Source organism: Rhizobium sp. FKY42, from assembly GCF_005222835.1.
Taxonomy (GTDB): Bacteria; Pseudomonadota; Alphaproteobacteria; order Rhizobiales; family Rhizobiaceae; genus Neorhizobium.
Genome location: NZ_STGA01000008.1, coordinates 125,997 through 150,242 on the forward strand (window position 1 = coordinate 125,997; position 24,246 = coordinate 150,242).

Genomic DNA, 24,246 nt, shown 5'->3' on the forward strand with positions numbered 1-24,246 from the left:
TTTAGGGATTGAAGATGACACGTATCTGGACAGAAAAAGGTTTCGTGGATGCTGATCCCTGGATCATCGAAACGGATGAGGTCAAGGCAGGCCAGGGGCAGACGGCTCTTCTCACCATCGATGAGTTGATCGAGCGTGCCGACAATTCCAACGATGTTGGCTTGGGTGTCCTCGTCAAGCCCGCCGATGATGTCTCGCGGCTGGAGCCCTATCTCTACCGGCTGGCGCTGATAGCTGTTGCCTTTCCCGCGTTCAACGATGGCCGTGGCTTCAGTCACGCGTCGCTGCTGCGCGAGAGGCTCGGCTATGCCAATGAGTTGCGCGCAGTGGGTGATGTCTTGATCGATCAGGTTCCGTTGATGCTGCGGTGTGGCTTCGACAGTTTCGCGGTTACCAATGAGACCGCGCTTCGGCGTCTTTCCGAAAATCGCCTGCCTGGCATTTCTGTGCACTACCAGCCGACAGCTCGCGCTGCGACAGGAGGCGAGGCCTATAGCTGGCGCCGTCGCTCGGCTTGATTAAAGCTGAGTTCGAGAGGCAAATTTTTCCAAGCATCCGCGACATATAAACGCGGATGCCTTCAAAACAGTGTGTTCATGGTATATGTCGCTAGCGCACACGAAGCTGGATAGAACGAGACGCACGAATGAACGTTTCCGCCAAGACTGAAGAATTTGCCGCCAAGGCACCCGCCAATATTCCGGATGGAGTTTATGCGGAAACTGTTCTGGCCGTCGAACACTATACGGATCATTTGTTTCGCTTCCGCATGACGCGCCCTGCAGGCTTCCGCTTCCGGTCTGGCGAATTTGCGATGATCGGCCTGATGGTTGGTGAAAAGCCGATTTATCGCGCTTACTCCATCGCAAGTCCCGCCTGGGATGAAGAACTGGAGTTCTTCTCCATCAAAGTTCAGGACGGTCCGCTGACGCAACATCTTCAGAAGATCAAGCCTGGCGATACGGTTCTGATGCGCAAGAAGCCGACCGGCACTCTTGTGCTGGACGCGCTGACGCCTGGAAAGCGCCTCTACATGTTCTCCACCGGTACCGGCATTGCTCCATTCGCGAGTCTTATCCGCGATCCGGAAACCTATGAAAAGTTTGACGAGGTTATTCTCACACATACATGCCGTGAGATAGCTGAATTGAAATACGGTTTCGACCTCATGGAGGAAATTCGCAATCACGAGTTTCTGGCAGAAGTTGTCGGTGACAAGCTGAAGCATTACCCGACCGTCACTCGCGAAGCCTATACCTATCAGGGACGGATTACCGATCTCATCGAGAACGGCAAGCTGTTTACCGATCTGGGTGTTCCGCCGCTCGATCCCGCTGTTGACCGCGGCATGATTTGCGGTTCCACCGCAATGTTGAAGGATACCAAGGAGCTGCTGGAAAAGGCAGGTCTTACAGAAGGGGCGAATAACAAGCCGGCAGAATTCGTGATCGAACGCGCATTCGTGGGCTGATCTATCGCTACGTTTTACGGAAAAGGCTCTGGATCGATCGATCCAGAGCCTTTTTTGTCTTGGGAGACAAAGTGTGTTAGTCGCGCTTGATTGTCGCCAGTAGCTGCCACAGATCGGCGCCTGTCTCAAAGACGGCGGCGTTGGCTTTGAATGATAGCGAAGCTTCTGTTAGCTCAAGCATTTCCTGCCCGATGTTTACTCCATTTCCCTCAGCGCCCGGCTGTTGAGGTTGAAATAGATCTGCCTGTACGCCACCGCCAGGAGTGGCGCTGAATTGGGTGGAGAGGCGACTGTAGTTCGATGAGTCAACATTTGCAATGTTGTTGGCAGTGGAAGAAAGCCGCGTAACCTGTGCCTGCATGCCAGACAGGGCCGAATTCATAACACCGCTCAAGCTCATTTTCACCTCTCCAGGCAATTCTGCCTGACGATGACCCTAACCAACGAATAGATCGTTGTCGCGGATGATACGCCGGTAGGATTGATGAGATGTAAACTCAGTCAAGTGATGTATGCCCATGTGGTCCACTTCAGTGGAACAATTTACGACTTGGCAATAACCCGTCCAACTTAACTACAGTTTAATAAAAAATCGGCTCCGTATGTGTCTACGGAGCCGCTATTCATGCAGCTGATATGACGAACATCAGGGCGTTACGGCAAATTTGGCATCGACATTCCGCTCCCGGTCCGAGAACCGGGAGCGGATTTTCCGGTTACTCAGCAGCCTCTGCATATTCCTCCATCGGAGGGCAGGTGCAGACGAGGTTTCGGTCACCATAGACGTTGTCGATACGGTTGACTGGAGACCAATACTTGTCCACGCGGAAGGAGCCTGGCGGGAAGCATGCCTGCTCGCGAGAGTAGGGACGGTTCCATTCGCCGACCAGATCCTCGACCGTATGCGGTGCATTCTTGAGCGGGTTGTTTTCCCGATCCATCTTGCCTTCTTCGATCTGGCGCGCTTCCTCGCGGATCGCCAGCATCGCATCGCAGAAGCGGTCAATCTCCGCCTTGGTTTCCGATTCGGTCGGTTCGATCATCAGGGTTCCGGCAACCGGCCAGCTCATGGTCGGTGCATGGAAGCCGCAGTCGACGAGGCGCTTCGCAATGTCGTCGACGGTGACACCGGCTGAAGCGCTCAGGGGGCGTGTGTCGATGATGCATTCATGCGCCACGCGTCCGGCTGCAGACTTGTAGAGGACTTCATAGGCACCCGACAGGCGTGCGGCGATGTAGTTGGCGTTCAGGATTGCCACCTTGGTCGCCTGCGTCAGGCCTTCGCCGCCCATCATCAGGCAGTAAGACCAACTGATCGGCAGAATAGACGGAGAGCCAAACGGTGCAGCCGAGACCGCGCCGTCGCGTCCGTCCCATTCCGGGTGTCCTGGAAGATATGGGGCGAGATGCGATTTGACGCCGATCGGTCCCATGCCCGGCCCACCGCCGCCATGCGGAATGCAGAATGTCTTGTGCAGATTGAGGTGCGAAACGTCAGACCCAATATCGCCAGGACGAGAAAGACCAACCATGGCGTTCATGTTCGCACCATCGAGATAGACCTGGCCGCCGTGCTGGTGCGTGATTTCGCAGATCTCACGAACTGTTTCCTCGAACACGCCATGGGTGGACGGGTAGGTGATCATGCAGGCAGAGAGATTGGCGGAATATTGCTCGGCCTTGGCGCGGAAGTCGTCGAGATCGACGTCACCGTTGTCCTTGGCTTTTACCGGCACCACCTTCATGCCCACCATCTGCGCAGAGGCCGGGTTGGTGCCGTGCGCGGAGGTCGGGATGAGGCAGACATCGCGATGCGTGTCGCCGCGGGCGATGTGGTAGTTGCGGATGGTCAAGAGGCCCGCATATTCACCCTGCGCACCGGAATTCGGCTGCATGGAGAATGCGTCGTAGCCGGTGATCTGGCAGAGCTTCGCAGACAGATCCTCGATCATTTCCCTGTAGCCTGCAGCCTGTTCGACCGGGGCGAAAGGATGCATGTCGGAAAATTCCGGCCATGTGATCGGAAGCATTTCAGCAGTGGCGTTAAGCTTCATCGTGCACGAGCCGAGCGGAATCATTGCACGATCAAGTGCCAGATCGCGATCCGAAAGACGGCGGATGTAGCGCGTCATTTCGCTCTCAGCACGGTTCATGTGGAAGATCGGATGCGTCATATAGGCCGACGTGCGCAGCAGATCCTTCGGCAGACGGTAATCTGCTTCGAAGTCGGATACCTTGAAGTTGCCGCCGAAGGCGCGCCAGACAGCTTCCAGCGTTGCCGGACGCGTGCGCTCATCCAGCGACATACCGATCTTTGTCGTGCCAACCTTGCGAAGGTTCACGCCTTCGGCAACGGCTGCGCGCAGGATGAGGCCCTGCATATGACCGACCTCGACGGTGATCGTATCAAAGAATGCATCAGGCTCTACCGTATAGCCGAGCTTTTCCAGGCCCTTGGCCATGAGCACAGCTTTCTTGTGAACCTGCTGTGCAATCGCCTTCAGCCCTTCCGGACCGTGGAATACGCCGTACATGGACGCCATGACGGCGAGCAGAACCTGCGCGGTGCAGATGTTGGAGGTCGCCTTTTCGCGACGAATATGCTGCTCGCGAGTCTGAAGGCTCAGACGATAGGCGCGGTTGCCGCGTGCATCGACCGAGACGCCAACGAGACGACCCGGCATGGAGCGTTTGTGCGCATCCTTCACAGCCATGAACGCCGCATGTGGGCCGCCATAACCCATCGGCACGCCAAAGCGCTGGGAGGAACCGATTGCGATATCCGCACCCATTTCACCCGGAGACTTTAGAAGCGTCAGCGCCAGCAAGTCGGACGCCATCGCTGCCACGGCACCGGTCTGGTGCAGACGGGCTATGAGACCGGAGAAATCATGCGCATGGCCATGTGTGCCCGGATACTGGAAAATCGCGCCGAATACATCCACCGGATCGAGATCTGTAAACGGATTGCCAACGATCACCTTCCAGCCCAGCGGGGCCGCGCGGGTTTCAATCAACGCGATCGTCTGTGGATGGCAGGACGCATCCACGAAGAAGGCTGTTGCCTTGGACTTTGCCTGACGTTGGCAGAGCGCCATGGCTTCAGCGGCTGCGGTTGCTTCATCGAGAAGCGAACCATTGGCGACATCCAGACCTGTCAGGTCGCAGATCATGGTCTGGAAGTTCAGCAGGGCTTCCAGACGCCCTTGGGAAATCTCTGGCTGGTAGGGGGTGTAGGCCGTGTACCAGGCAGGGTTTTCGAGAATATTGCGCTGGATAACCGGAGGCGTAATGGTGCCATAATAACCCTGACCAATAAGTGAGGTCAGGGGCTGGTTCTTGTTTGCGGTCTCACGCAGACGATCCAGCGCCTCGCGTTCGGTCAGCGCCGCACCCCATGCCAGTGGCTCGCGCTGGCGAATGGAGGACGGAACCGTTGCGTCGATCAGGGCGTCGAGCGACGGATACCCGATAACCTTCAGCATTTCCTTCATTTCGGAAGGAGACGGACCAATGTGCCGCCGATTGGCGAAATCATAGGGCTGATAGTCGGTGAAATGAAAATCGCGGGTGTCAGACATTAGCCAACCAGCTCCTTATAGGCAGCTTCGTCCAGCAGATCATTGGCGTCAGCAACATTGCTGAGCTTCAGTTTGAAGAACCAGCCGGCGCCCTGCGGATCGGAATTGACCAGCGATGGGTCGGAGGTGATCGCCTCGTTGATCTCAACGATCTCGCCGTCGAGTGGACAATACACGTCGGACGCAGCCTTCACGCTCTCGACCGTTGCGGCTTCACCGTTCTTGGCAAATGTGCTGCCGACTTCCGGCAGTTCCACGAAGACGAGATCACCCAGCTGATCTGCAGCGTGCTGCGTGATGCCAACGGTGGCAACATCGCCGTCAAGCTTCAGCCATTCGTGTTCAGCGGTAAATTTCAACATGGTTCTCTCCGGAAGTTTTTTAGCGTTTGTAGGTAGGGGTAATGAAGGGCAGGGACGAGACCGTTAGCGGCAGGTATTTGCCTCGAACTTCCGCAAAGACCTGTTGGCCGGGCACCGCGAGCTCGCTGGGCACGTAACCCATGGCAACGGGGCCTTCGACAGAAGGACCGAATGTCCCGGATGTAACTTCGCCGATTTCTCGCTGGCCTTCAGCATCCGCAAAAAGTTTGGCATGGGCGCGCACAGGTGCCTTGCCCTCGGGCTTCAGGCCCACGCGGCGGCGGCTTGTCTTGTTTGCTAATTCGCTGAGAATGCGTTCTGCGCCCGGAAAGCCACCTTCACGCTCGCCGCCAGTCCGGCGTGCCTTCTGGATGGCCCATTCCAGTGAAGCCTCGATCGGTGAGGTCGTCGTGTCGATGTCGTTTCCGTAGAGGCATAAACCCGCCTCCAGACGCAGGGAATCGCGTGCACCCAGACCAATGGCTTCGCAATCGTCATGGGCCAGGAGTGCCTTCGCCAGTTCCTCGGCTTTATCCGAAGGAACAGAAATTTCGTATCCGTCTTCACCTGAATAGCCGGAACGGGAGACGATGCAGGCAACACCCACCAAAGTCACATCACGAACGTCCATGAACTTCATGGCGGCAACTTCGGGTGCAAGCGAGGCGAGAACGGCCTCCGCTGCCGGCCCCTGAAGCGCGATCAGGGCGCGATCTTTCAGAAGGGTTACGGTGCAGCCGGTAAGGTGAGTCTTCATGTGAGCTACATCTGCATCCTTGCATGCCGCGTTGACCACGACAAGCAAGTGATCGCCACGATTGGTGATCATCAGATCATCCAGAATCCCGCCGTTGTCATCCGTAAAGAAGCCGTAGCGCTGGCGACCTTCCTTCAGACCCAGGATATCGACCGGAACCAGTTTTTCCAGCGCGAGGGCTGCATCGGCAACGGCACCAGTGGCTGCCGTTACCAGAACCTGGCCCATGTGAGAGACGTCAAAGAGGCCAGCCTTTGCACGCGTATGAAGATGTTCCTTCAAAACACCTGCCGGATATTGCACCGGCATGTCATACCCCGCAAACGGCACCATGCGTGCGCCAAGTGAGATGTGAAGTGCATGGAGTGGAGTTGTGGACAGTGGGCCGCTATCGGTCAAGAACGCCTCCAGATCATGTGCGGCTTGGCCGCACGGGCTCAGTTACTGACGCCAAAACAGCGCCTTTCAAAGAGCCCCCTCTGTCCTTTGCGCCTGAGATTGTTATCCCTTCGGCGAGCCCTTCGCGTAGAAAAGGCTTCTCTCCAGAGTTCTGTAGGTCTCGCTGGTCCTTTTGCCTGAGAGTTTCCGGGGCGGTTGCTCCTTCGGCGCCGCATCGAAGCGGTTTCTCCCAACGAGATGTGCCGTCATTATGAGAGCAGGATGCCAGTTGGCAAGGGCAAATGTCGCAATGGACACGAAATTTGTCGCGCGACTTTACTGTGTTGCGAATTTAGGCTCTGTGGCTGTAACGGGACGAAATCCAGAAAGAACAGAGACGGGAATGACCTACATAGCGACCGGCTATTCGGTCTCCTCGTAGGCCTTGCTGACATCTTGCAGGCTCGGGAAGCTTTCGGCGTTTCGCTGCATGGTATCACCGAGACTCAGCGCAAGCGGAGGTATAAGCGCCACTGCTTCCGCCTTCTCCCCACTGCCAGTTTTAGCAATCTCGTTGGTTTCCGCATCGTTCTTCACATCGCGAACTTGATCTTTCGTCGAGATCCTGCGAGCCGGCTTCGCGGCCTCCATGGCGTAAGCGGCCGTTGTGGCGGAAATTGATAGGACTTGTGTCATGACCATATCCACGTCTAGTTTCCTTGAGTATATCGTCACCGACCTCAAGGAAGCTTAAGCTGTTTCCTAGAATTGTAGACAACCGGACTTTCAACTCATCTGGTACGAAAATGCTGAACATAGTCCTCGTGGCCGTAGGTGGCGCCTTTGGTTCTGTTTGCCGCTATCTCACCGGCATCCTGATGACGAGGCTGATGGGCCCCGCTTTTCCCTGGGGGACAATCACGGTCAATATTGTCGGGTCGTTCGCAATCGGTTTGCTGACGGAACTGGTTGCGCGGAGGTTTGACGCGTCTTTGGAAATGCGGCTGCTGCTTGTCGTTGGCATTCTTGGCGGATTTACTACGTTTTCGTCGTTCTCCCTTGATACCGTGGCGCTAATCGAGAAGGGGGCGGTCTCATCGGCCGTGATTTACGTATTTTCCAGCGTGGTCATTTCGCTGATTGCAACTTTTGCCGGTTTTGCGGTCGGTCGCGCGCTGCTCTGACCTCTATTTCCCAACTGACCCTTTCCAATCGGACGCGAAATCATCTAAAGGCTGAACCTTGATAAACAGGTTTCAGGAAAGAGGTTCGATGGCTGGCATCGAGCATATCCGCGTTGACGCGGACGAGGCGGGTATGCGCCTCGATAGATGGTTCAAGATCCACTATCCGGGTCTCGGCTTTGGCGCGCTCCAAAAGCTGCTGCGATCCGGACAGATCCGGGTGGATGGTGGCCGGGTCAAATCCGACACCCGCATTCAGCCGGGACAGATGGTACGCGTCCCGCCCATGGACGTTGATCCCAAGATCAAGAGTGGCCCGATCGCTGGCAAGGATCTCAAGCACGCCGATGATGCCCATTTGCTGGCGCGTATGTTGCTGCATGAGGACGACAAGGTTTTCGTTCTGAACAAACCTGCCGGTCTGGCCGTACAGGGAGGTTCCGGTGTCACTAGACATATCGATAAGATGCTGGATGCCTGGGTGAGCCAGAAGGGCGAGAAGCCGCGCCTGGTGCACCGCCTTGACAGAGATACATCCGGCGTTCTGGTGATCGCCCGTACGCGCGGTGCTGCCCAAAAGCTGACTGCCGCATTTCGCGAGCGTGACACCAAGAAGACCTACTGGTCACTGGTCAAAGGGCTGCCACGCAAGCGCGAGGACAAGATTTCCACTTGGCTCGTCAAGGAGCAGACGCCCGATGGCGACCGTATGCGTATCGCCAAGCACGGGGAAGAGGGGGCTGATCACGCAGTTTCCTATTATCGCGTAATCGATACCGCTGCGCAAAGACTGTCGTGGCTCGAGATGGAGCCCTATACGGGGCGTACGCACCAGCTGCGTGTGCATGCGCTTCACATCGGTCACCCCATCATTGGTGATCCGAAATATTTCGAGGACGACCCGAATTGGGATTTCCCAGGCGGTGTGCAGAAGCGTCTGCATCTCCACGCCCGCCACATCGATATCCCGCATCCTTCTGGCGGGCGCCTGCGTGTCACTGCGCCGCTGCCGCCCCACATGGTGCAGAGCTGGAACCTGCTTGGTTTCGATCAGGCGGATGGCGCGATAGATGACGATGAGTGATCTGCGTCTCGTTCTTTTCGATTGCGATGGAACGCTTGTCGACAGCGCGAAGCTGATCCACGAGGTGATGGTTCGAACCTTCATCCGGTTCCAACATGCGGCGCCAACGCTGGAGCAAACGAAGTCCATAATTGGATTGACGCTCGATATCGCAATCGCGCGGCTGCAGGGGAAAGCCCATGCAGATGAAGAGGCCGTCGCCATGATGGCCTATTACAAATCCATCTTCCTGCCAACGCGTGCCGAACTCGGCTTCGAAGAACCACTCTTCGACGGAATACGTGATGTGCTGACTTCACTTGAAGCCCGCGATGAATTGATCTGTGGCGCAGTAACTGGCAAATCACGCCGTGGTCTGAACATGATCGTGGAAACGCATCGCTTAGGCAGACTGTTCACGGTGAGCCGGACTGCGGACGAGTGTCCATCGAAGCCGCATCCGGCAATGGTTACTGAATGCTGCGATGAGAGCGGTATTGTCCCTTCGCGTACGCTTGTCATTGGCGATGCCATCTACGATATGCAGATGGCGAAAGCGGCCGGCGCCACGGCGATTGGTGTAGCCTGGGGCTATGCCTCAGTTGCCGATTTGCTTTCAGCCGGCGCAGACGTAATTGCCCGGACACCAGATGACCTTTTGAGACTGATTGGCTGAGGAAGCCCGAAAATGAGAGAACTCTTTGATCTTCCAGATGGTCTTAGCCATCCAGATCCAACCCGTCGTGCGCAGATTCAAATGCAGAAGCCGCTTCCGAAGCGCTTCTACAAGGAGGTCTCCGTAAGTCCAGTCGGTGAAGAGTTTGCCATCCTGCTCGACGGGAAAGCGATCAAAACGCCGGCAAAGCATACCCTGAAAGTCCCGACGGAGGCATTGGCCGCCTTGCTTCGATCCGAGTGGGATGCGCAAAGCGAAACAGTCGATCCATCCACCATGCCGGTCACGCGTCTGGTCAACACCGCGATTGATGGCGTCGCAATCGAGATGCAGGCGGTATTCGAGGAAATCGTTCGCTTCTCCGGCAGCGATATGCTGTGCTACCGCGCAGATGGTCCGGTGGAACTTGTCGCTCGCCAGACCGCAGAATGGGATCCTGTCATGGAGTGGCTGGCCAGCGAGGTTGGTGCGCGCTTCATCCTGATTGAAGGGATCATGCCACAGAAACAGCCAGATGACGCTGTCGCGGCGTTTGCCGATGCCCTCAGACCCTTTGCCACACCTTTGGAACTCGCCGCGCTTCACACGGTCACATCTCTCACCGGGTCAGCCATGCTGGCTCTGGCATTTGCCATGGGGTTCATCGGTATTGACGACGCATGGAGACTAGCTCATCTGGACGAAGATTGGACCAATGAGCACTGGGGCGTCGATGCGGAGGCTGAGGCGAGGCGCTCCAAGCGTTACAATGAACTGCAGGCAGCGGTTGCAGTATTTAATTCTTTGCGCTCCTGAAAGGCCGAATTTAACGGAACTCTAACCCTGTTCTGAGACCATCGGATAAATTCTTCCGGTGGTCCATGAACAGCGCTTTCGTTCGAGTTTTGTTGCTTTTGCTGGCGTGGCTGACTTTCAGCAGCTTTCGCCTTACGCCGGGAGATCGCCCTCCGGAAATGGCTGTCCTTTATGATGTCCGTGGCGCATTCGTCAGCGCATCACCCACCGTATCCCGGCGACTGGTAACGGAAACCGACCGGCTCGTGGATGAAGCCATACGCGCGACTTTTCGAGCGACGTTGCTTCCCCGCGCCGTTCTTACTGTCCGGATCATCGAGGTAAAACGACAGGAATACATTGTCGGCGGTCGTTTCAGCGCTGAGGTTTCCGTTGATGCGACAGCAGTCGGCAATGGAGAAAAGATCGCGGCCGGAGTTTTCTCCGTCTCCTCATTTTCCCTTTATGCAGAGCATGGTGACGTGGCTTTAGCGAAGCGGATCGCCGATCGCATCTCGTTCGAGTTTCGTCTGCAGGAAACTGGACCCTCGACCCTTGCCACCGCCCTGTTTCCAAGATTCTGAGATTTCATTCAATATTCATATTCTGTCTTTCTAACTTATGCATCTTCGGTTTTGATGGACGAGTTGTGAGCATGATTCCCTTTTTTCGAAACGGAATCGTTTGGAGGAGATAGTGATGAAGTTTAACCTCCTGGCAGGGGCGTGCATTGTTGCGATGAGTGCGCATGAACAATATCGCTCAACATTTTGCTTCGGCCTGGTTCGATCTCAAGCTGAAGGGAGATCAAGGCAAAGCGCGCTATCTGGATCTGGTAGAATACGCCGAGAAAGGCGTGTGGTCGGCGGTTTCGAACTTCGCTTCTCTTTGCGTCAACTGGTCAGCTTCAATCCGGCAATGCCGATCAGGATAAGACCAATGCAGGCAATGCGTGCAACTGTCGCCGGATCACCAAACAAAGCCATGCCAAGTGTTACGGCGCCAACCGTGCCGATGCCGGTCCAGACAGCATAGGCCTTGCCAATAGGCAAGTCGCGCACAGCCAGCCCTAGCAAGCCAACGCTTGCAATCATGGATAAGACAGTCAGGATTGTCGGGAGAGGGCGCGTGAAACCTTCGGTATATTTCAGACCGATGGCCCAACCAACTTCGAGCACGCCGGCGAGGAACAGGTATATCCAGGGCATGTATCGCTCCTTTTGAGAGCGAGGTCGTCCCCGCCGGTTCACCATGCTTCGAGAGGAAAAGCATACGCAGTCGTCTGCGCAGGAAAGCAGATAATGCGCGACCTGACGTATTTCAAGCCCTGCTGAATTCTATGCGAGTCGCTCGGCGTGCCAACTCAGATGATCATCCATGAAGGTCGAAATGAAATAGTAAGAGTGATCGTAGCGTTCGTGCATGCGCAAGGTCAGGCCGATCCCTGTGCCCTGAACAGCTTCCTCGAAGAGCCATGGACGCAATCCGTTTTCCAGAAAACTATCAGCCTTACCCTGATCGATCAGAAATTCCGGGAAGCGGGCGCCATCCTGAACGAGGGCGCATGCATCATAGGCCCGCCAGTTGGCTTTGTCCGAGCCCAGATATTTTTCCAACGCGGGTGCGGACCAATCAGCGGTGGATGGCTCAACGATAGGAGCGAATGCCGAACAGCTTTTGAAGCGGTCAGGGTTTTTCAGCGCGATGGTCATCGCGCCATGGCCACCCATAGAATGCCCGAATATTCCCTGACGTGCCATGTCGGCACGGAAGTGCTCGCCGATCAATGAAGGCAATTCCTCGGTGATATAGGTATACATCCGGTAATGTTCAGACCAAGGCATCGCGGTCGCATCGAGGTAGAAGCCTGCGCCTTTGCCCATCTGCCAATTCGTCAGTTCGTCAGGAACATCATTGCCTCTTGGGCTGGTATCCGGGCAAACGATGATCAGCCCGAGTTCTGCTGCAAGCCGCCGGTATTCCCCCTTCTCCATGACATTGGCATGGGTGCAGGTCAGGCCGGACAGGAACCAGAGAACCGGTCTTTTTTCAGTGATTGCCTGCGGAGGCACAAATACCGCAAAGGTCATTTCACAATTGCACGCTTCCGACTGATGCTGGAAAACGCCTTGCATGCCGCCAAACGCCGTATTCTGGGAGATGACTTTCATTTCTAATGTCCTTACGCGGGGTCAGCCAGCCAATGCTACGGCAGCGTTGACTGTTGCCGCCACCAGCACGGTATTGAAAAAGAAGGCTGTCAAAGAATGAGAGAGATTGATGCGCCTCATCGCGGTCGTCGTAATTGCGACGTCCGATGTTTGTGCCGTCATGCCGATGACGAATGAGAAGTAGAGAAAATCCAAACCAGACGGTTCCTCCGTTTCGGGAAAGGTAAGTCCACCCTGGATCTTGCAAACACCGTCTGGTCCTGTCACATGCCGCCAGAAGTGATGCGCATAGTGCGACGCAAACATCGTATGGAGCGTCAGCCAACCGCCGATGACGGACAGGAAGGCAAGCGCAATCTCGAAAACACTGACATGCAAACCGCGATTGAGCGCGTTGAATAGTGCTCCGATTGCCGCGACGACAGCCAGAATCGTGACGAGTATGATAGCGTAGGCGGGCGCATCATCGCGCTCCCGACTATTTTTGTAACGCTCCACGGTGAGGTGCGGAATTCGCCGTCCCATAATACCCAGATAAATCAGGAAAAACGTGACCGCCGCACCTTCGATAAGGAGATTAGGGGCGAGATAAGCGAACAACGGCACGACAGCAACGCCAGCCAATCCCGCACCGTAGAACGGGCTGTAGCGGTGGCTACGCCATTTCAGCCCCGCTCTGGGTGTCCCGGTTGTCATCCTGCAGATCCGTCAGCGCGCATGGCTCGGCGGCAGAGAACATCCAAGGCGGAGAGAAACGCGGAGCGATCCTTCTGGGTGAAGGCCGCGTTGTAGCCTTTGCTTTCCCCGGTCTCCCGCAAATGCGCACCGAGGTCCCGCATAGCGCTCGCCATGCCGATGTTTGTCTCGTCAAAAATCCTGCCCGTTGGTCCCGTGACTTGTGCGCCATTGGCGACGCAACGAACAGCCAGTGGCACATCTGCCGTCACCACCACATCGCCCGCTCCTGCGCGTTCTGCGATCCAGTCGTCGGCGGCATCGAATTTACCGGAAACAATCACATTCTTGATCATCGGATCACGAGACGGTCTAAGCCCGGAATTGGCGACGAACGTGACTTCCATCCCGAAGCGTTCTGCAACTTTCAGGATCTCGGGTTTGACTGGGCAGGCGTCAGCATCGACATAAATCATGATGAAGACCTCACCATATCGACGTGGGGAATACCATCCTCAAAATATTCTTCCGAGATCGCCACGAAACCAAGACCGCCGTAGAAACGCTGAAGATGGCTTTGTGCGGAAATTTCCACGTCGATACCGCGGAAGCGATCGGCGCAGATTGCCAACGCCTCCCTGATCACAGCCTCGCCTAAGCGTTTGCCGCGATAATACGGGGAGACCACGACCCGGCCGATCCGCGGGTTCTTCCCGTCTACCGGCGGGAGAATTCGCGCAGCTGCCATGAGGTCGCTGGCGTGCATCATGCGCAGATGCAGCGCTCCGTCGTCCTTGCCATCCAGTTCTTCATAGGGGCATGCCTGTTCGACGACGAAAACGTCGACGCGCAGTTTCAATAGAGCATAAAGCTCGCGTGCGGAAAACTCATCAAGGCTCCGCACGTCCACTGTGTAGGAAGCGTGGCTGATCAATAAACCACCACGCCGCGAATGCTTTCGCCCTTGTGCATCAACTCGAAGCCCTGGTTGATATCCTCAAGCGGCATGGTGTGCGTGATCATCGGGTCGATCTGGATCTTTCCGTCCATGTACCAGTCAACGATCTTCGGAACATCGGTACGTCCGCGTGCGCCGCCAAAGGCCGTGCCCATCCAGTTACGTCCGGTCACAAGCTGGAAGGGGCGCGTCGAGATCTCCTGGCCCGCTCCCGCCACGCCGATGATGATGGATTTGCCCCAGCCGCGGTGGGAAGATTCCAGTGCCTGACGCATGACCTTGGTGTTACCGGTGCAGTCGAATGTGTAGTCTGCACCACCAATCAGATCGCCGTTTCGCTTCGTCATGTTGACGAGGTATGGCACGATGTCATCGCCGACCTCTTTCGGGTTCACGAAATGCGTCATGCCGAACTTTTCGCCCCAGGCCTTGCGGTCCGGATTGATGTCGACGCCGATGATCATGTCCGCTCCGGCCAGACGCAACCCCTGCAGGACGTTGAGGCCTATACCGCCAAGACCGAACACGATCGCTGTCGATCCGATCTCCACCTTGGCTGTGTTTATGACAGCGCCGATGCCAGTCGTCACGCCGCAGCCGATGTAGCAGATCTTGTCGAAGGGAGCGTCCGGATTGACTTTCGCGACAGCGATTTCCGGTAGAACCGTGAAATTCGCGAAGGTGGAACAACCCATATAGTGATGGATCTTGTCCTTGCCGATGGAGAAGCGGCTAGAGCCATCCGGCATGAGGCCCTGACCTTGTGTGGAGCGAATCGCTGTGCAGAGGTTCGTCTTGCGGGAAAGACAGGAATAGCATTCACGACATTCCGGCGTGTAAAGCGGAATGACATGGTCGCCCTTCTTCACCGAGGTTACGCCTGGGCCGACGTCGACCACAATGCCGGCACCCTCATGGCCGAGGATCGCCGGGAAGAGACCTTCAGGATCAGCACCCGACAGCGTGAAATCGTCCGTATGGCAGATCCCGGTTGCCTTGACCTCGATCAGAACCTCACCGGCCCGTGGACCTTCCAGCTGTACCGTCATGATTTCCAATGGTTTTCCAGTCTGAACGGCGACGGCGGCGCGTACATCCATTTGCAATCTCCAATATTCTTGATTCCTCACGTTTGTCGCATGCGCAGAAAGATCACTCAAGTCTTTCAGCGACATTCGCAGGTCTCAAATATGCCGTTTACTGCAAACGTTTGCTGACCTGTTCGCGCCAGATGATGAAGAGGCCGGATGCCACGATGATGGCGATCCCCACCCACTTCGACGGCGTGGGAAAGTCAGAAAACAGCAAATAGCCCAGAACCGTTGCCGAAATGATCTCAAAATACTGGAATGGTGCCAGGAGAGACAGGGACGCCATTCGGAACGCGCGAACCACGAGCAGATGGACGTAGCCGGACAGCGACCCCAGAATGACAAGCAATGTGAGCCCAAGGGTCGACGAGGGCAGAGACATCTCGAAGTCAGTTTGTCCGGCCTGATGGCCGATCACCAGAATAGCACCCATGAACAGGGTGCCACCCATGCCAGACATCATCTGCATCGTCAGCGGCGAGTCGGCGTCTCCGAGGGCGCGATTGAGAAAAAGGTAGAGGGTGAATAGGGCGGCGCAGGCTACCGGTAGAAGCGAGGTCAGGCCAAAAATGGCATAACTCGGCTGGATGACGATCATAGCACCGGCAAAGCCGACAAGGATTGCCAGCCATCTGCGCCAGCCGACGCGCTCTCCCAGAAAGATTGCAGACATGATTGTCAGTAAGAAAGGCTCGACAAAATAGATGGCGAATACGTCTGCCAAAGGCATGTATTTGACGGCGGTGAAGAACAGCAGGCTGGCTGCGGCGTGAAGCGCGCCGCGCAGCAGGTTCATCCATGGTCGCTTCACGTTACGGAAGCTGCCAATGCTCCAGAAGAAGATGGGTGTCAAAACAACGAGTTGAAAGAAGAAGCGATAGAACGTCACTTGCCCGGGCGACATGGTTTCGAATGTCGCCATGTATTTTGCGATGGCATCCATCATCGGAAGCACGATCATGCAGAAGGCCATGAGCGCCATTCCAGGCAAGGTACGGTCGGTGCTTGCGCTCGCGCTCTGCATAAGTGTTCTCCCTATGTTCGACATCAATCACAGGGACTCACCATACGTCAAGCACTTCGTCCGCTCACTCAGACCATTTCCCGTGCTGTTGGTCCGAACACGTTTTCGAATGCCTGCCTCAGCCTGACATCAACGTCTGTCATCAAGATTGGCAGGCCGAGATCCATGAGGCTGGTGACGCCGTAGGCCGAAATTCCACAGGGCACGATGCCTGAAAAATGCGAGAGGTCGGGATCGACATTAAGCGAGAGACCGTGGAAGCTGACCCAGCGCCGCAGGCGGATACCAAGCGCTGCAATCTTATCCTCGGCCATTGATCCGTCTGGCAAAAGCGGTTTTTCCGGTCTGCGCACCCAGACGCCAACGCGATCCTCGCGGCGTTCGCCGCGAACATTCATCGAGTCCAATGTGTAGATGATCACCTCTTCGAGTGCGGCGACATAGCCGCGCACATCCTGGCGTCGACGCTTGAGATCCAGCATGACATAGGCCACGCGCTGACCAGGTCCGTGATAGGTATATTCTCCTCCGCGGCCTGTGGCGAAAACGGGAAAACGATCCGGTTCGATCAGGTCAGCGGAATCTGCACTCGTGCCCGCCGTGTAGAGAGGCGGATGCTCCAGAAGCCAGACAAGTTCGTCCGCTTTGCCATCAGCAATGTCCGCTACCTCGCGTTCCATCACCGCAAGCGCATGGTCGTAGGGCACCAGATCATCAGAGATTCTCCAGCGAACGGGCGGGGAGCCCTCTTTCGGCAGCATGGAAATCTCAAGATCGGTGCGCGTCAGCATGGCATGGCTCTCTTTTTTCGATGATGCCCGCTTATATCCACAGGCGCAAAACCCTTCAAATGCGGGCTCCTCCACATATGGGGATTGTTTCGAGAAATTTATCTTTCAAAAAACTGTCACGGCGCTCTTGCGCGGGTCAAAACGCTTTGCTAGATGCTCCCTCGCCGACGCAAGAAGGCCTACCACGATGCGGTCGTGGCGGAATTGGTAGACGCGCAGCGTTGAGGTCGCTGTGGGGCAACCCGTGGAAGTTCGAGTCTTCTCGACCGCACCAAACAAACCCGGCTTCGGCCGGGTTTTTTGTTTTACGCCAACGGCTTACTTTCCATCCGACTATGATTTCAACGCGACAGCGCATGAAGACGCACATAGCGGGGTCTCGGCGAAATCCGGTTGTTTGTGTCCGGCGGTTCCGAGTTCAGCGCGTTTAATGTCTCAGGCGGTATCTTGCCCCCCCCCAACTCCAGTCACCGGCAGAGGGCACGTTCCATCGTTGAATACGCGGGAGCGAGTCAGAAATCGCCTTTCCCTGCCATTATCAAGCGAGAACATCCCACCACGACCGGGCACGACACCTATGATCAATTGGGTATGCTTCCAGAGGGCGTATTGGCTCTCGCTGATATAGACCGGCACTCCTCCGATTTCTCCGAGTTTTACATCCGTCTCACCTATACGGTAGTCGTTCGCCGGATAACACATGGGCGAGGAGCCATCGCAGCATCCGCCGGATTGGTGAAAAATGATCTCCGGATAATCCTGCTGTATCTCGCGGATCAGTTCGAGTGCCGCGTCGGTTGCGCGCACGCGCTCTGCGTTCAGCATTTTGTCCATCTGATCCTCCATCCTGGAATGCGAGAAGACCCCCGCTCGGGGGAACGGGAGCCTTCGCCGTCCGATAGTCGGGCAACTATCAGAAGAAACCGAGTGCTTTCGAGCTGTAGCTCACCAGCATGTTCTTGGTCTGCTGGTAGTGATCGAGCATCATCTTGTGCGTTTCGCGGCCAATGCCCGATTGCTTGTAGCCACCAAAGGCCGCATGCGCCGGGTAGGCATGGTAGCAATTGGTCCAGACGCGGCCAGCCTGGATCTCACGGCCAAAGCGATAGGCGCGGTTGCCATCACGCGTCCAGACACCAGCGCCGAGGCCATAGAGTGTGTCATTGGCGATTTCGAGCGCTTCCTCGTCGTCCTTGAAGGTGGTGACAGAGACAACCGGGCCGAAGATTTCCTCCTGGAAAATCCGCATCTTGTTATGGCCGCGGAACACTGTTGGCTTCACGTAGTAGCCGTTAGCCAACTCGCCGCCCAGATCATTACGCGACCCTCCTGTCAGCACTTCCGCGCCTTCCTGGCGACCGATATCCATGTAGGACAGGATCTTTTCCAACTGCTCATTGGAAGCCTGCGCGCCGATCATGGTGGCCGGATCCAGTGGGTTGCCCTGCTTGATCAGTTCAACCCGCTTTACTGCACGCTCCATGAACCGATCATAGATGGATTCATGAACCAATGCGCGGCTGGGGCAGGTGCAGACCTCACCCTGATTGAGGGCAAACATGGCGAAACCTTCAAGCGCCTTGTCGAGATAATCGTCGTCTTCCGCCATCACGTCGGCGAAGAAAATGTTTGGCGATTTTCCTCCGAGTTCCAGCGTCACCGGAATAAGGTTCTGGCTGGCATACTGCATGATCAGTTTGCCTGTCGTTGTTTCGCCGGTGAAGGCAATCTTGGCAATGCGCGGGCTGGTAGCCAGCGGCTTGCCTGCTTCAAGACCGAAGCCGTTGACGATGTTCAACACGCCGGGCGGCAGCAGGTCGCCAACGATTTCAGCCCAAACGAGAATGGAAGCCGGGGTCTGCTCGGCGGGCTTCAGCACCACGCAATTGCCGGCAGCAAGGGCAGGGGCGAGCTTCCAGGCGGCCATCAGGATCGGGAAGTTCCACGGAATAATTTGGCCGACAACGCCCAGAGGTTCGTGGAAGTGATAGGCGACCGTATCATTGTCCACCTCGCCGATAGAGCCTTCCTGCGCACGGATGCAGGCCGCAAAATACCGAAAATGATCGATTGCCAACGGAATATCGGCGGCCATGGTTTCACGAATTGGCTTGCCGTTGTCCCAGGTTTCCGCCTGTGCCAGAACTTCCAGCTTGTCTTCCATCCGCTGGGCGATCTTCATCAGTATGTTGGAACGCTCCGTCGTGGAGGTGCGGCCCCATTTATCCTTTGCCGCATGGGCAGCATCGAGGGCGGCATTGACATCGTGCTCGTCCGAGCGAGCGATCTCGCAGAGCTTGCCGCCGGTGACCGGTGTGATGTTGTCGAAGTAGCGGCCATTGATCGGCTCACGCCATTCGCCGCCAATGTAGTTGGCGTATTTCAGCTTGAACGGTGATTCAACGATTTTCTGGTGCAGCATGTCATCCTCCCATGGATTCAACTGGTTCTTCCGAACCGGTGAGGAGACTGTGCGCCCGTTCAAGGTACGTTCAAAGATGGGGAAGGAGCTATCGCACTGCACACTGTCGCAAGATTGAGACAGTCCAAGCGGGTTCAGTTGAGGTTGAGCTTCTTCATCTTGCGGTGAAGCGTTGCCCGGCTCATTCCAAGTGAAATCGCCGCCTGGGAAACATTGCCGCTTGCACGGGAAAGGGCGCGCTTGAGGGCTGCACGCTCAGCCTGCTGCAGATCCTCGTTGTCGGGGCCAGACCCATCCTGCAGTAGGTCCGCAGCAGGAACACCGGCGGAGATACGCTCATCCGTCAACCTTAGCACAGCGCGTGCGGATCTTGTCGCGCCCAGAACAAGGTCGTTCCGATCGACGGCAAGAAGTGCGGAAGTGGCCCCTGTTTCCGTCGGCACCATGATGAAGCGTGCACCGGCATAGGCTCTACCAAAGAGATTCAGCTCTATGCGCATTGCCGAGTCGCGAACCGTCTGCTGAAGGATGCTCAACGTAATGGCATCCATATCTTCGCGGCAGGTCGATACATCCAGCGCACCGCACAAGCGGCCCAGATGGTCGCGAATAGGGGAGGTAGTGCAACTCAGCGCAATATTGGAAGATAGAAAGTGCTGGTCACGGATGATCGCAACAGATCGCTCTTCGGCCAGTGCAGTGCCAATACCGTTCGTACCGACGCTTGCCTCGGACCAGATCGACCCGGTCCACAACCCAAGCTGATGGAAATCCTTGTCGTCGCCGCGCGTACCCCGACGCTCCAGCGCAACTCCATCCTGATCCGTCAGCAGCAGGCAGCAACCGGCCTTACCAACAGTGTGAAACAGGCGGTCGATTTCATCGGTAGAACTTTCGACAAGAGATGAGGCACGGTCGCGCGCGCGGCGAAACTCCACGTCTGTAAGCCTGTCGGGAAGCCTTGCCTGCTCCGGTGCCAGCTTGTGCATAGTCATGCAGCGGCGCCAGGAGGCAACAACCGTTGACCCCGCAGCAGTCGACTGCGCAGACGCGTAAACCTGATCAGCATGCGCAACAGTCTGCCGCATCTGCTCCTCCAACCAAATGCATGCCTAGTTTGCGCGTCTTTTCAGTTCAACGCAATTGCCTTTGACAATCGTCAGGTATGATCACCAAACGGCGTCATCGAAGCCGCGCTACCACTAACTACATGAAAAGACGAGTAGTTTCTAACGGTTCTAAAGTGGACAAATTTTAACCTGTTTTACGCGAATTAAAGTTGACAATCCTAGTCACGTTAGTAGTTATCGCCCGACTTCGTTTGGCATTTCTGGCGGCCAAGCCTGCTAGCCGCCCGCCGCTTCGGGTTCTGGTGTCAGTTGCGCTTTGATCAAACAGCATAGGAGTTCGCGATGACAGAGTTAGTTTCGCCCCTTGCGGCACCTGGATTCCAGAATGCTCATACCTTTCTTCTGTCGACACCGGAACACGAACTGGAAGCGCATGGCGTGATCCGAACTCTGCCGCGCGGAACAGCCGATAGCCTGAGCGACCGGGTTTCGAGCTTCTTCCGGACTGCGTCAGATGGACCTGCTCTCCTTGTCGGTGCGGTGCCGTTTGCTTCCAGCGATGAGGATTATCTGTTCCAGCCTGCCCGCATTGGACGCCTGCTAGGCGCAAAGTCCGGTGGTGATACCGCATCCGGCTCCGGGCGCTGGATGCTACGCCCGTACCCTTCCGCCGACGACTATGCCGAGAGCGTCGCAAGATGCGTTGCTGCTCTCACGGACCCAGCGGCTGCAACGCAGGTAACGAAAGCTGTCCTCTCCAGAAGTCTGGAGTTGCAGTCGGATGCTATTATCCCCGTTGCACAGGTTATCAACCGGCTGCGACGCGATCCTTCCGTGACCGTGTTCCGAGCGTCGCTTCCGGCTAGAGCTGCGACCGCTCTTGTCGGAGCGACCCCTGAACTGCTTCTTTCGAAGAAGGCTGAGCTGGCAGTGTCTTATCCGCTTGCCGGGTCCGCGCGGCGTTCGAGTGATCCTTTGGCAGACCGTCAAGCGGCGCGCGATCTTCTTGGATCCGAAAAAGACCAGCGAGAGCATCGCATCACGCGGGAAATGATTTTCGATACGCTTGGTCCTTACGCGATAGAGATTTCTGCGCCGGAAGGCACGACCATCCGCTCCACGGCCACCATGCATCATCTGGGAACCCGGATCGTCGCGAAGCTGAAGGACCGCGATACGCCGGTTGCAGATTTGCTTTCGCTACTACATCCCACACCCGCCGTTTGCGGATTGCCGAGGCGGGAAGCGGCAGATCTGATCTCCCGGCTGGAAGGCTATGATCGCGGCTTCTATGCCGGTGCCGTTGGCTGGATCGACGATCAGCAAGATGGGGAATGGTACGTCTCCATCCGCTGCGCTGAGATTTCGGAGCGTCGCGCGCGGGTCTTCGCCGGTGCCGGCATTGTGCCGGGGTCTGATCCCGTCAAGGAAACGGAAGAGACCTCCGCCAAGTTCACGGCCATGCTGACTGCACTCGGCATCGACGAGCAGGGGCGTCCGTTGCAGGAGTTCGCTGCATGAATCCGCTTAGCGCAAATTACCCGACCGACTTCGCCGCTCGCTATCGGGAAAAAGGATACTGGTGCGGTGAAACCTTTCCGTCACTGCTTCGCGAGCGCGCCATACAGTTTGGTTCTCGCACGGCAGTGGTCGGAGGGGACCAGCGCTGGACCTATGCCGATCTTCTGGAGAAGGCCGAAGTCGCCGCGTTCGGATTTCTGAAGCTGGGTCTGAAGCCGGGCGATCGCGTCGTCGTTCAATTGCCGAACATACCGGAGTTCTTCTCTGTCGTTTTTGGCCTCTTCATCGCTCGTCTGGTTCCAGTTTATGCGCTCCCAGCACACCGCCAGACCGAGATCCTGCATTTTCTTCAGAAATCAGAAGCTGCGGCCTATGTGACGGCTGCCAGCCATGATGGATTCGACTACCGCGATCTTGCGCGGTCGATCAAGCTCGAGCGGCCGGAGCTGGAGCGCGTGATCATCGTTGGAGAAGCGCAGGACTTCATCTCCTTTGCCTCCTTTGAGCGCGACCAACACATCGCGTTCGAGCCGGCCGATCCGTCAACGGTTGCCTTCCTACAGATCTCCGGTGGTAGCACGGGCCTTTCAAAGCTCATTCCGCGTACGCATGATGATTACATCTACTCCTTTCGGGCGAGTGCAGAGATCTGCAAGCTGACGGAAGAAAGTGTATATCTCGTCGCTTTGCCAGCTGCTCATAATTTTCCCATGAGTTCGCCGGGCTATTTCGGAGTGTTTTACGCGGGCGGCACCGTCGTGCTTGCGCCATCGCCCAGTCCTGAAACTGCGTTTCCGCTGATAGAGAGAGAAAGCGTTACGATCACCGGGCTTGTTCCGCCGCTCGCACTTCTGTGGCTGCAAGCGGCGCCTTCCTCTAAATATGATCTTTCCAGTTTACAGGTGCTGCAGGTTGGCGGTGCGAAGTTCATGCCGGAATCGGCAAAGCGCGTGCGTCCAACACTAGGCTGCACGCTTCAGCAGGTGTTCGGCATGGCGGAAGGGCTGGTGAATTATACCCGTCTGGACGATCCCGAAGAGATTATCGTTGATACGCAAGGGCGTCCCATCTCCCCGGATGATGAGATCCTGATCGTCGACGATCAAGGCAACCCGGTCGCGGAGGGCGAGGCGGGGAACCTGCTGACACGCGGCCCCTACACAATCCGCAATTACCATAACGATCCGGGTGCGAATTCCCGTTCGTTCACGCAAGACGGCTTCTACAAGACCGGGGATATCGTAAAGCGCACCCCCGAGGGCTATCTGGTGGTGCAGGGTCGGGCGACCGATCACATCAACCGTGCGGGCGAGAAGATTTCCGCCGATGAGGTGGAAGATCACTTGCTGGCGCATCCAAATGTCTTCGATGCCGCCGTGGTTTCGATCCCCGACACCTTCCTTGGTGAGCGCATCTGCGCCTTCGTCATTCCGCAGGGGGAGAAGCCCAAGGGACCAGCCCTGAAAGCCTTTATGCGCAGCCGCAAGGTCGCGGATTTCAAGGTGCCGGATCAGATCGTTTTCGTTGACGCCTTCGAACTGACAGCGGTCGGCAAGGTCAGCCGCAAGGAATTGCGGGCTCGGCTGAGAGCCCAGTTTCTTGGCAATGAAGAATTGAAAGCAGGACAATAGACTGATGGCTTTGCCGAAGATTGCACCTTATGCGCTGCCTAAAGCGCAGGAATTGCCGACGCCGAAAGGTCCATGGCAGTTGGAGCCGAATAGGGCTGCTCTCCTGATCCATGATATGCAGAACTATTTCGTCAATGTTTTCACGCCGGATACATCGCCCATAACACCTGCGACCGTGAACATTGCACAACTGGCAAAGGCCTGCCGTGCGATCGGTATTCCGGTTTTCTACACGGCGCAGAACGGCGATCAGGATCGTCGCGATCGCGGTTTGCAGGCAGATCTCTGGGGGCCAGGCATGACTTCCGCACCAGAGCATCAATCGATTGTACCAGAGCTTCAGGCGGAAGCATCAGACTTCGTTCTGGTCAAGCACCGCTACAGTGCCTTCCAGCGCTCGAACCTTGACACCATGATGCGGGCGAGAGGCCGGGACCAGCTGATCGTGACCGGCATCTACGCGCATATCGGCTGCATGATGACAGCCGCAGAAGCCTTCCAGCGCGATATCGAGGCGTTTTTCATTGCCGATGCTCTCGCGGATTTCTCACGCGAACAGCATGACCTGGCCATCAATTGGGTTGCGGGACGCTGCGGCATTCCACTGACCACGCAGCAGGCTCTCGCCCGACTTGGAGTGTGAAGG

26 protein-coding genes, 1 tRNA gene and 1 riboswitch are annotated in these 24,246 nt (G+C 56.6%); of the genes, 11 read left to right on the top strand and 16 right to left on the bottom strand.

Annotated elements, in window-relative coordinates:
* Positions 1 to 14: 14 nt before the first annotated feature.
* A complete protein-coding gene (locus E8M78_RS04715) occupies positions 15 to 518 on the top strand; it encodes a DUF934 domain-containing protein (RefSeq protein WP_137133957.1) in 504 nt (167 codons plus the stop codon).
* A 128-nt stretch (positions 519 to 646) separates the two neighbouring features.
* Positions 647 to 1,471 (top strand): ferredoxin--NADP reductase, encoded by an 825-nt coding sequence (locus E8M78_RS04720; protein ID WP_137133958.1) that lies wholly within the window; start codon positions 647 to 649, stop codon positions 1,469 to 1,471.
* Between the two features lie 76 nt (positions 1,472 to 1,547).
* On the opposite strand, the gene E8M78_RS04725 is transcribed toward E8M78_RS04720, so the two are convergent.
* From E8M78_RS04725 to E8M78_RS04745, 5 genes are all read right to left on the bottom strand, one after another.
* Positions 1,548 to 1,871 (bottom strand): flagellar basal body protein, encoded by a 324-nt coding sequence (locus E8M78_RS04725; RefSeq protein ID WP_137133959.1) that lies wholly within the window; start codon positions 1,869 to 1,871, stop codon positions 1,548 to 1,550.
* Between the two features lie 316 nt (positions 1,872 to 2,187).
* Complete coding sequence (gene gcvP / locus E8M78_RS04730; protein ID WP_137133960.1) at positions 2,188 to 5,052, bottom strand: aminomethyl-transferring glycine dehydrogenase; 2,865 nt, start codon at positions 5,050 to 5,052, stop codon at positions 2,188 to 2,190.
* Positions 5,052 to 5,414: a glycine cleavage system protein GcvH gene (gene gcvH, locus E8M78_RS04735; protein ID WP_137133961.1), complete on the bottom strand. Its 363-nt coding sequence runs from the start codon at positions 5,412 to 5,414 to the stop codon at positions 5,052 to 5,054. The genes gcvP and gcvH overlap by 1 nt, the downstream gene beginning before the upstream one ends.
* 19 nt (positions 5,415 to 5,433) lie before the next feature.
* Positions 5,434 to 6,504 carry a glycine cleavage system aminomethyltransferase GcvT gene (gene gcvT, locus E8M78_RS04740; RefSeq protein WP_246658230.1) on the bottom strand — a complete coding sequence of 357 codons (1,071 nt, stop codon included), beginning with the start codon at positions 6,502 to 6,504 and terminating at the stop codon, positions 5,434 to 5,436.
* 220 nt (positions 6,505 to 6,724) lie between these two features.
* A riboswitch (glycine riboswitch) is annotated at positions 6,725 to 6,812 on the bottom strand.
* A gap of 160 nt (positions 6,813 to 6,972) precedes the next feature.
* The gene (locus E8M78_RS04745) at positions 6,973 to 7,245 is read right to left on the bottom strand and encodes a hypothetical protein (protein ID WP_137133962.1); all 273 of its coding nucleotides are present in this window, start codon (positions 7,243 to 7,245) and stop codon (positions 6,973 to 6,975) included.
* Between the two features lie 110 nt (positions 7,246 to 7,355).
* Between E8M78_RS04745 and crcB the strand changes: the two genes are divergently transcribed.
* From crcB to E8M78_RS04770, 5 genes are all read left to right on the top strand, one after another.
* Entirely contained in the window at positions 7,356 to 7,733 is a 378-nt protein-coding gene (gene crcB, locus E8M78_RS04750; protein WP_137133963.1) for a fluoride efflux transporter CrcB, read from the top strand.
* Positions 7,734 to 7,821: 88 nt separating this feature from the next.
* Complete coding sequence (locus tag E8M78_RS04755) at positions 7,822 to 8,817, top strand: RluA family pseudouridine synthase (protein WP_137133964.1); 996 nt, start codon at positions 7,822 to 7,824, stop codon at positions 8,815 to 8,817.
* Position 8,818: 1 nt separating this feature from the next.
* Positions 8,819 to 9,472, top strand: coding sequence for an HAD-IA family hydrolase (locus E8M78_RS04760; protein WP_137134011.1), 654 nt, complete (start codon positions 8,819 to 8,821; stop codon positions 9,470 to 9,472).
* A 12-nt stretch (positions 9,473 to 9,484) separates the two neighbouring features.
* On the top strand, positions 9,485 to 10,267 hold the full coding sequence (locus E8M78_RS04765) for an ATP12 family chaperone protein (protein ID WP_137133965.1): 783 nt from the start codon (positions 9,485 to 9,487) through the stop codon (positions 10,265 to 10,267).
* 158 nt (positions 10,268 to 10,425) lie between these two features.
* Complete coding sequence (locus E8M78_RS04770) at positions 10,426 to 10,830, top strand: hypothetical protein (RefSeq protein ID WP_137133966.1); 405 nt, start codon at positions 10,426 to 10,428, stop codon at positions 10,828 to 10,830.
* A 309-nt stretch (positions 10,831 to 11,139) separates the two neighbouring features.
* Here E8M78_RS04770 and E8M78_RS04775 read toward each other — a convergent pair whose 3' ends face one another.
* The 8 genes from E8M78_RS04775 to lipB form a co-directional block, all read right to left on the bottom strand.
* Complete coding sequence (locus E8M78_RS04775; protein ID WP_137133967.1) at positions 11,140 to 11,454, bottom strand: multidrug efflux SMR transporter; 315 nt, start codon at positions 11,452 to 11,454, stop codon at positions 11,140 to 11,142.
* 129 nt (positions 11,455 to 11,583) lie between these two features.
* Positions 11,584 to 12,417, bottom strand: coding sequence for an S-formylglutathione hydrolase (fghA, locus tag E8M78_RS04780; protein ID WP_137133968.1), 834 nt, complete (start codon positions 12,415 to 12,417; stop codon positions 11,584 to 11,586).
* 21 nt (positions 12,418 to 12,438) lie between these two features.
* Positions 12,439 to 13,113: a DUF1345 domain-containing protein gene (locus E8M78_RS04785; protein ID WP_137133969.1), complete on the bottom strand. Its 675-nt coding sequence runs from the start codon at positions 13,111 to 13,113 to the stop codon at positions 12,439 to 12,441.
* Entirely contained in the window at positions 13,110 to 13,568 is a 459-nt protein-coding gene (locus E8M78_RS04790; protein WP_137133970.1) for a YaiI/YqxD family protein, read from the bottom strand. The genes E8M78_RS04785 and E8M78_RS04790 overlap by 4 nt, the downstream gene beginning before the upstream one ends.
* Positions 13,565 to 14,026, bottom strand: coding sequence for a GNAT family N-acetyltransferase (locus E8M78_RS04795; protein ID WP_137133971.1), 462 nt, complete (start codon positions 14,024 to 14,026; stop codon positions 13,565 to 13,567). The genes E8M78_RS04790 and E8M78_RS04795 overlap by 4 nt, the downstream gene beginning before the upstream one ends.
* Entirely contained in the window at positions 14,023 to 15,150 is a 1,128-nt protein-coding gene (locus tag E8M78_RS04800) for an S-(hydroxymethyl)glutathione dehydrogenase/class III alcohol dehydrogenase (protein WP_137133972.1), read from the bottom strand. Before E8M78_RS04800 ends, E8M78_RS04795 begins: the two co-directional genes overlap by 4 nt.
* Before the next feature lie 97 nt (positions 15,151 to 15,247).
* Positions 15,248 to 16,165, bottom strand: a complete 918-nt coding sequence (locus E8M78_RS04805) for a DMT family transporter (RefSeq protein WP_137133973.1) — start codon at positions 16,163 to 16,165, stop codon at positions 15,248 to 15,250.
* 68 nt (positions 16,166 to 16,233) lie between these two features.
* The gene (lipB, locus tag E8M78_RS04810; RefSeq protein WP_137133974.1) at positions 16,234 to 16,956 is read right to left on the bottom strand and encodes a lipoyl(octanoyl) transferase LipB; all 723 of its coding nucleotides are present in this window, start codon (positions 16,954 to 16,956) and stop codon (positions 16,234 to 16,236) included.
* A gap of 189 nt (positions 16,957 to 17,145) precedes the next feature.
* On the opposite strand from lipB, the gene E8M78_RS04815 reads away from it, so the two are divergent.
* Positions 17,146 to 17,230 (top strand) — tRNA-Leu (locus tag E8M78_RS04815).
* Positions 17,231 to 17,391: 161 nt separating this feature from the next.
* Here E8M78_RS04815 and E8M78_RS04820 read toward each other — a convergent pair.
* The 3 genes from E8M78_RS04820 to E8M78_RS04830 all read right to left on the bottom strand — a co-directional run bounded on the left by E8M78_RS04820 (position 17,392) and on the right by E8M78_RS04830 (position 20,466).
* Complete coding sequence (locus tag E8M78_RS04820) at positions 17,392 to 17,790, bottom strand: DUF779 domain-containing protein (RefSeq protein WP_137133975.1); 399 nt, start codon at positions 17,788 to 17,790, stop codon at positions 17,392 to 17,394.
* A 79-nt stretch (positions 17,791 to 17,869) separates the two neighbouring features.
* On the bottom strand, positions 17,870 to 19,378 hold the full coding sequence (gene adh / locus E8M78_RS04825; protein ID WP_137133976.1) for an aldehyde dehydrogenase: 1,509 nt from the start codon (positions 19,376 to 19,378) through the stop codon (positions 17,870 to 17,872).
* A gap of 134 nt (positions 19,379 to 19,512) precedes the next feature.
* Positions 19,513 to 20,466 carry a helix-turn-helix domain-containing protein gene (locus tag E8M78_RS04830; RefSeq protein ID WP_137133977.1) on the bottom strand — a complete coding sequence of 318 codons (954 nt, stop codon included), beginning with the start codon at positions 20,464 to 20,466 and terminating at the stop codon, positions 19,513 to 19,515.
* A 324-nt stretch (positions 20,467 to 20,790) separates the two neighbouring features.
* Between E8M78_RS04830 and E8M78_RS04835 the strand changes: the two genes are divergently transcribed.
* The 3 genes from E8M78_RS04835 to E8M78_RS04845 are packed head-to-tail and all read left to right on the top strand — an operon-like array spanning position 20,791 to position 24,243.
* Positions 20,791 to 21,969 carry an isochorismate synthase gene (locus E8M78_RS04835; protein ID WP_137133978.1) on the top strand — a complete coding sequence of 393 codons (1,179 nt, stop codon included), beginning with the start codon at positions 20,791 to 20,793 and terminating at the stop codon, positions 21,967 to 21,969.
* Positions 21,966 to 23,600: a (2,3-dihydroxybenzoyl)adenylate synthase gene (locus E8M78_RS04840; protein ID WP_137133979.1), complete on the top strand. Its 1,635-nt coding sequence runs from the start codon at positions 21,966 to 21,968 to the stop codon at positions 23,598 to 23,600. Before E8M78_RS04835 ends, E8M78_RS04840 begins: the two co-directional genes overlap by 4 nt.
* 4 nt (positions 23,601 to 23,604) lie before the next feature.
* Positions 23,605 to 24,243, top strand: coding sequence for an isochorismatase family protein (locus E8M78_RS04845; RefSeq protein WP_137133980.1), 639 nt, complete (start codon positions 23,605 to 23,607; stop codon positions 24,241 to 24,243).
* Positions 24,244 to 24,246 lie beyond the last annotated feature (3 nt).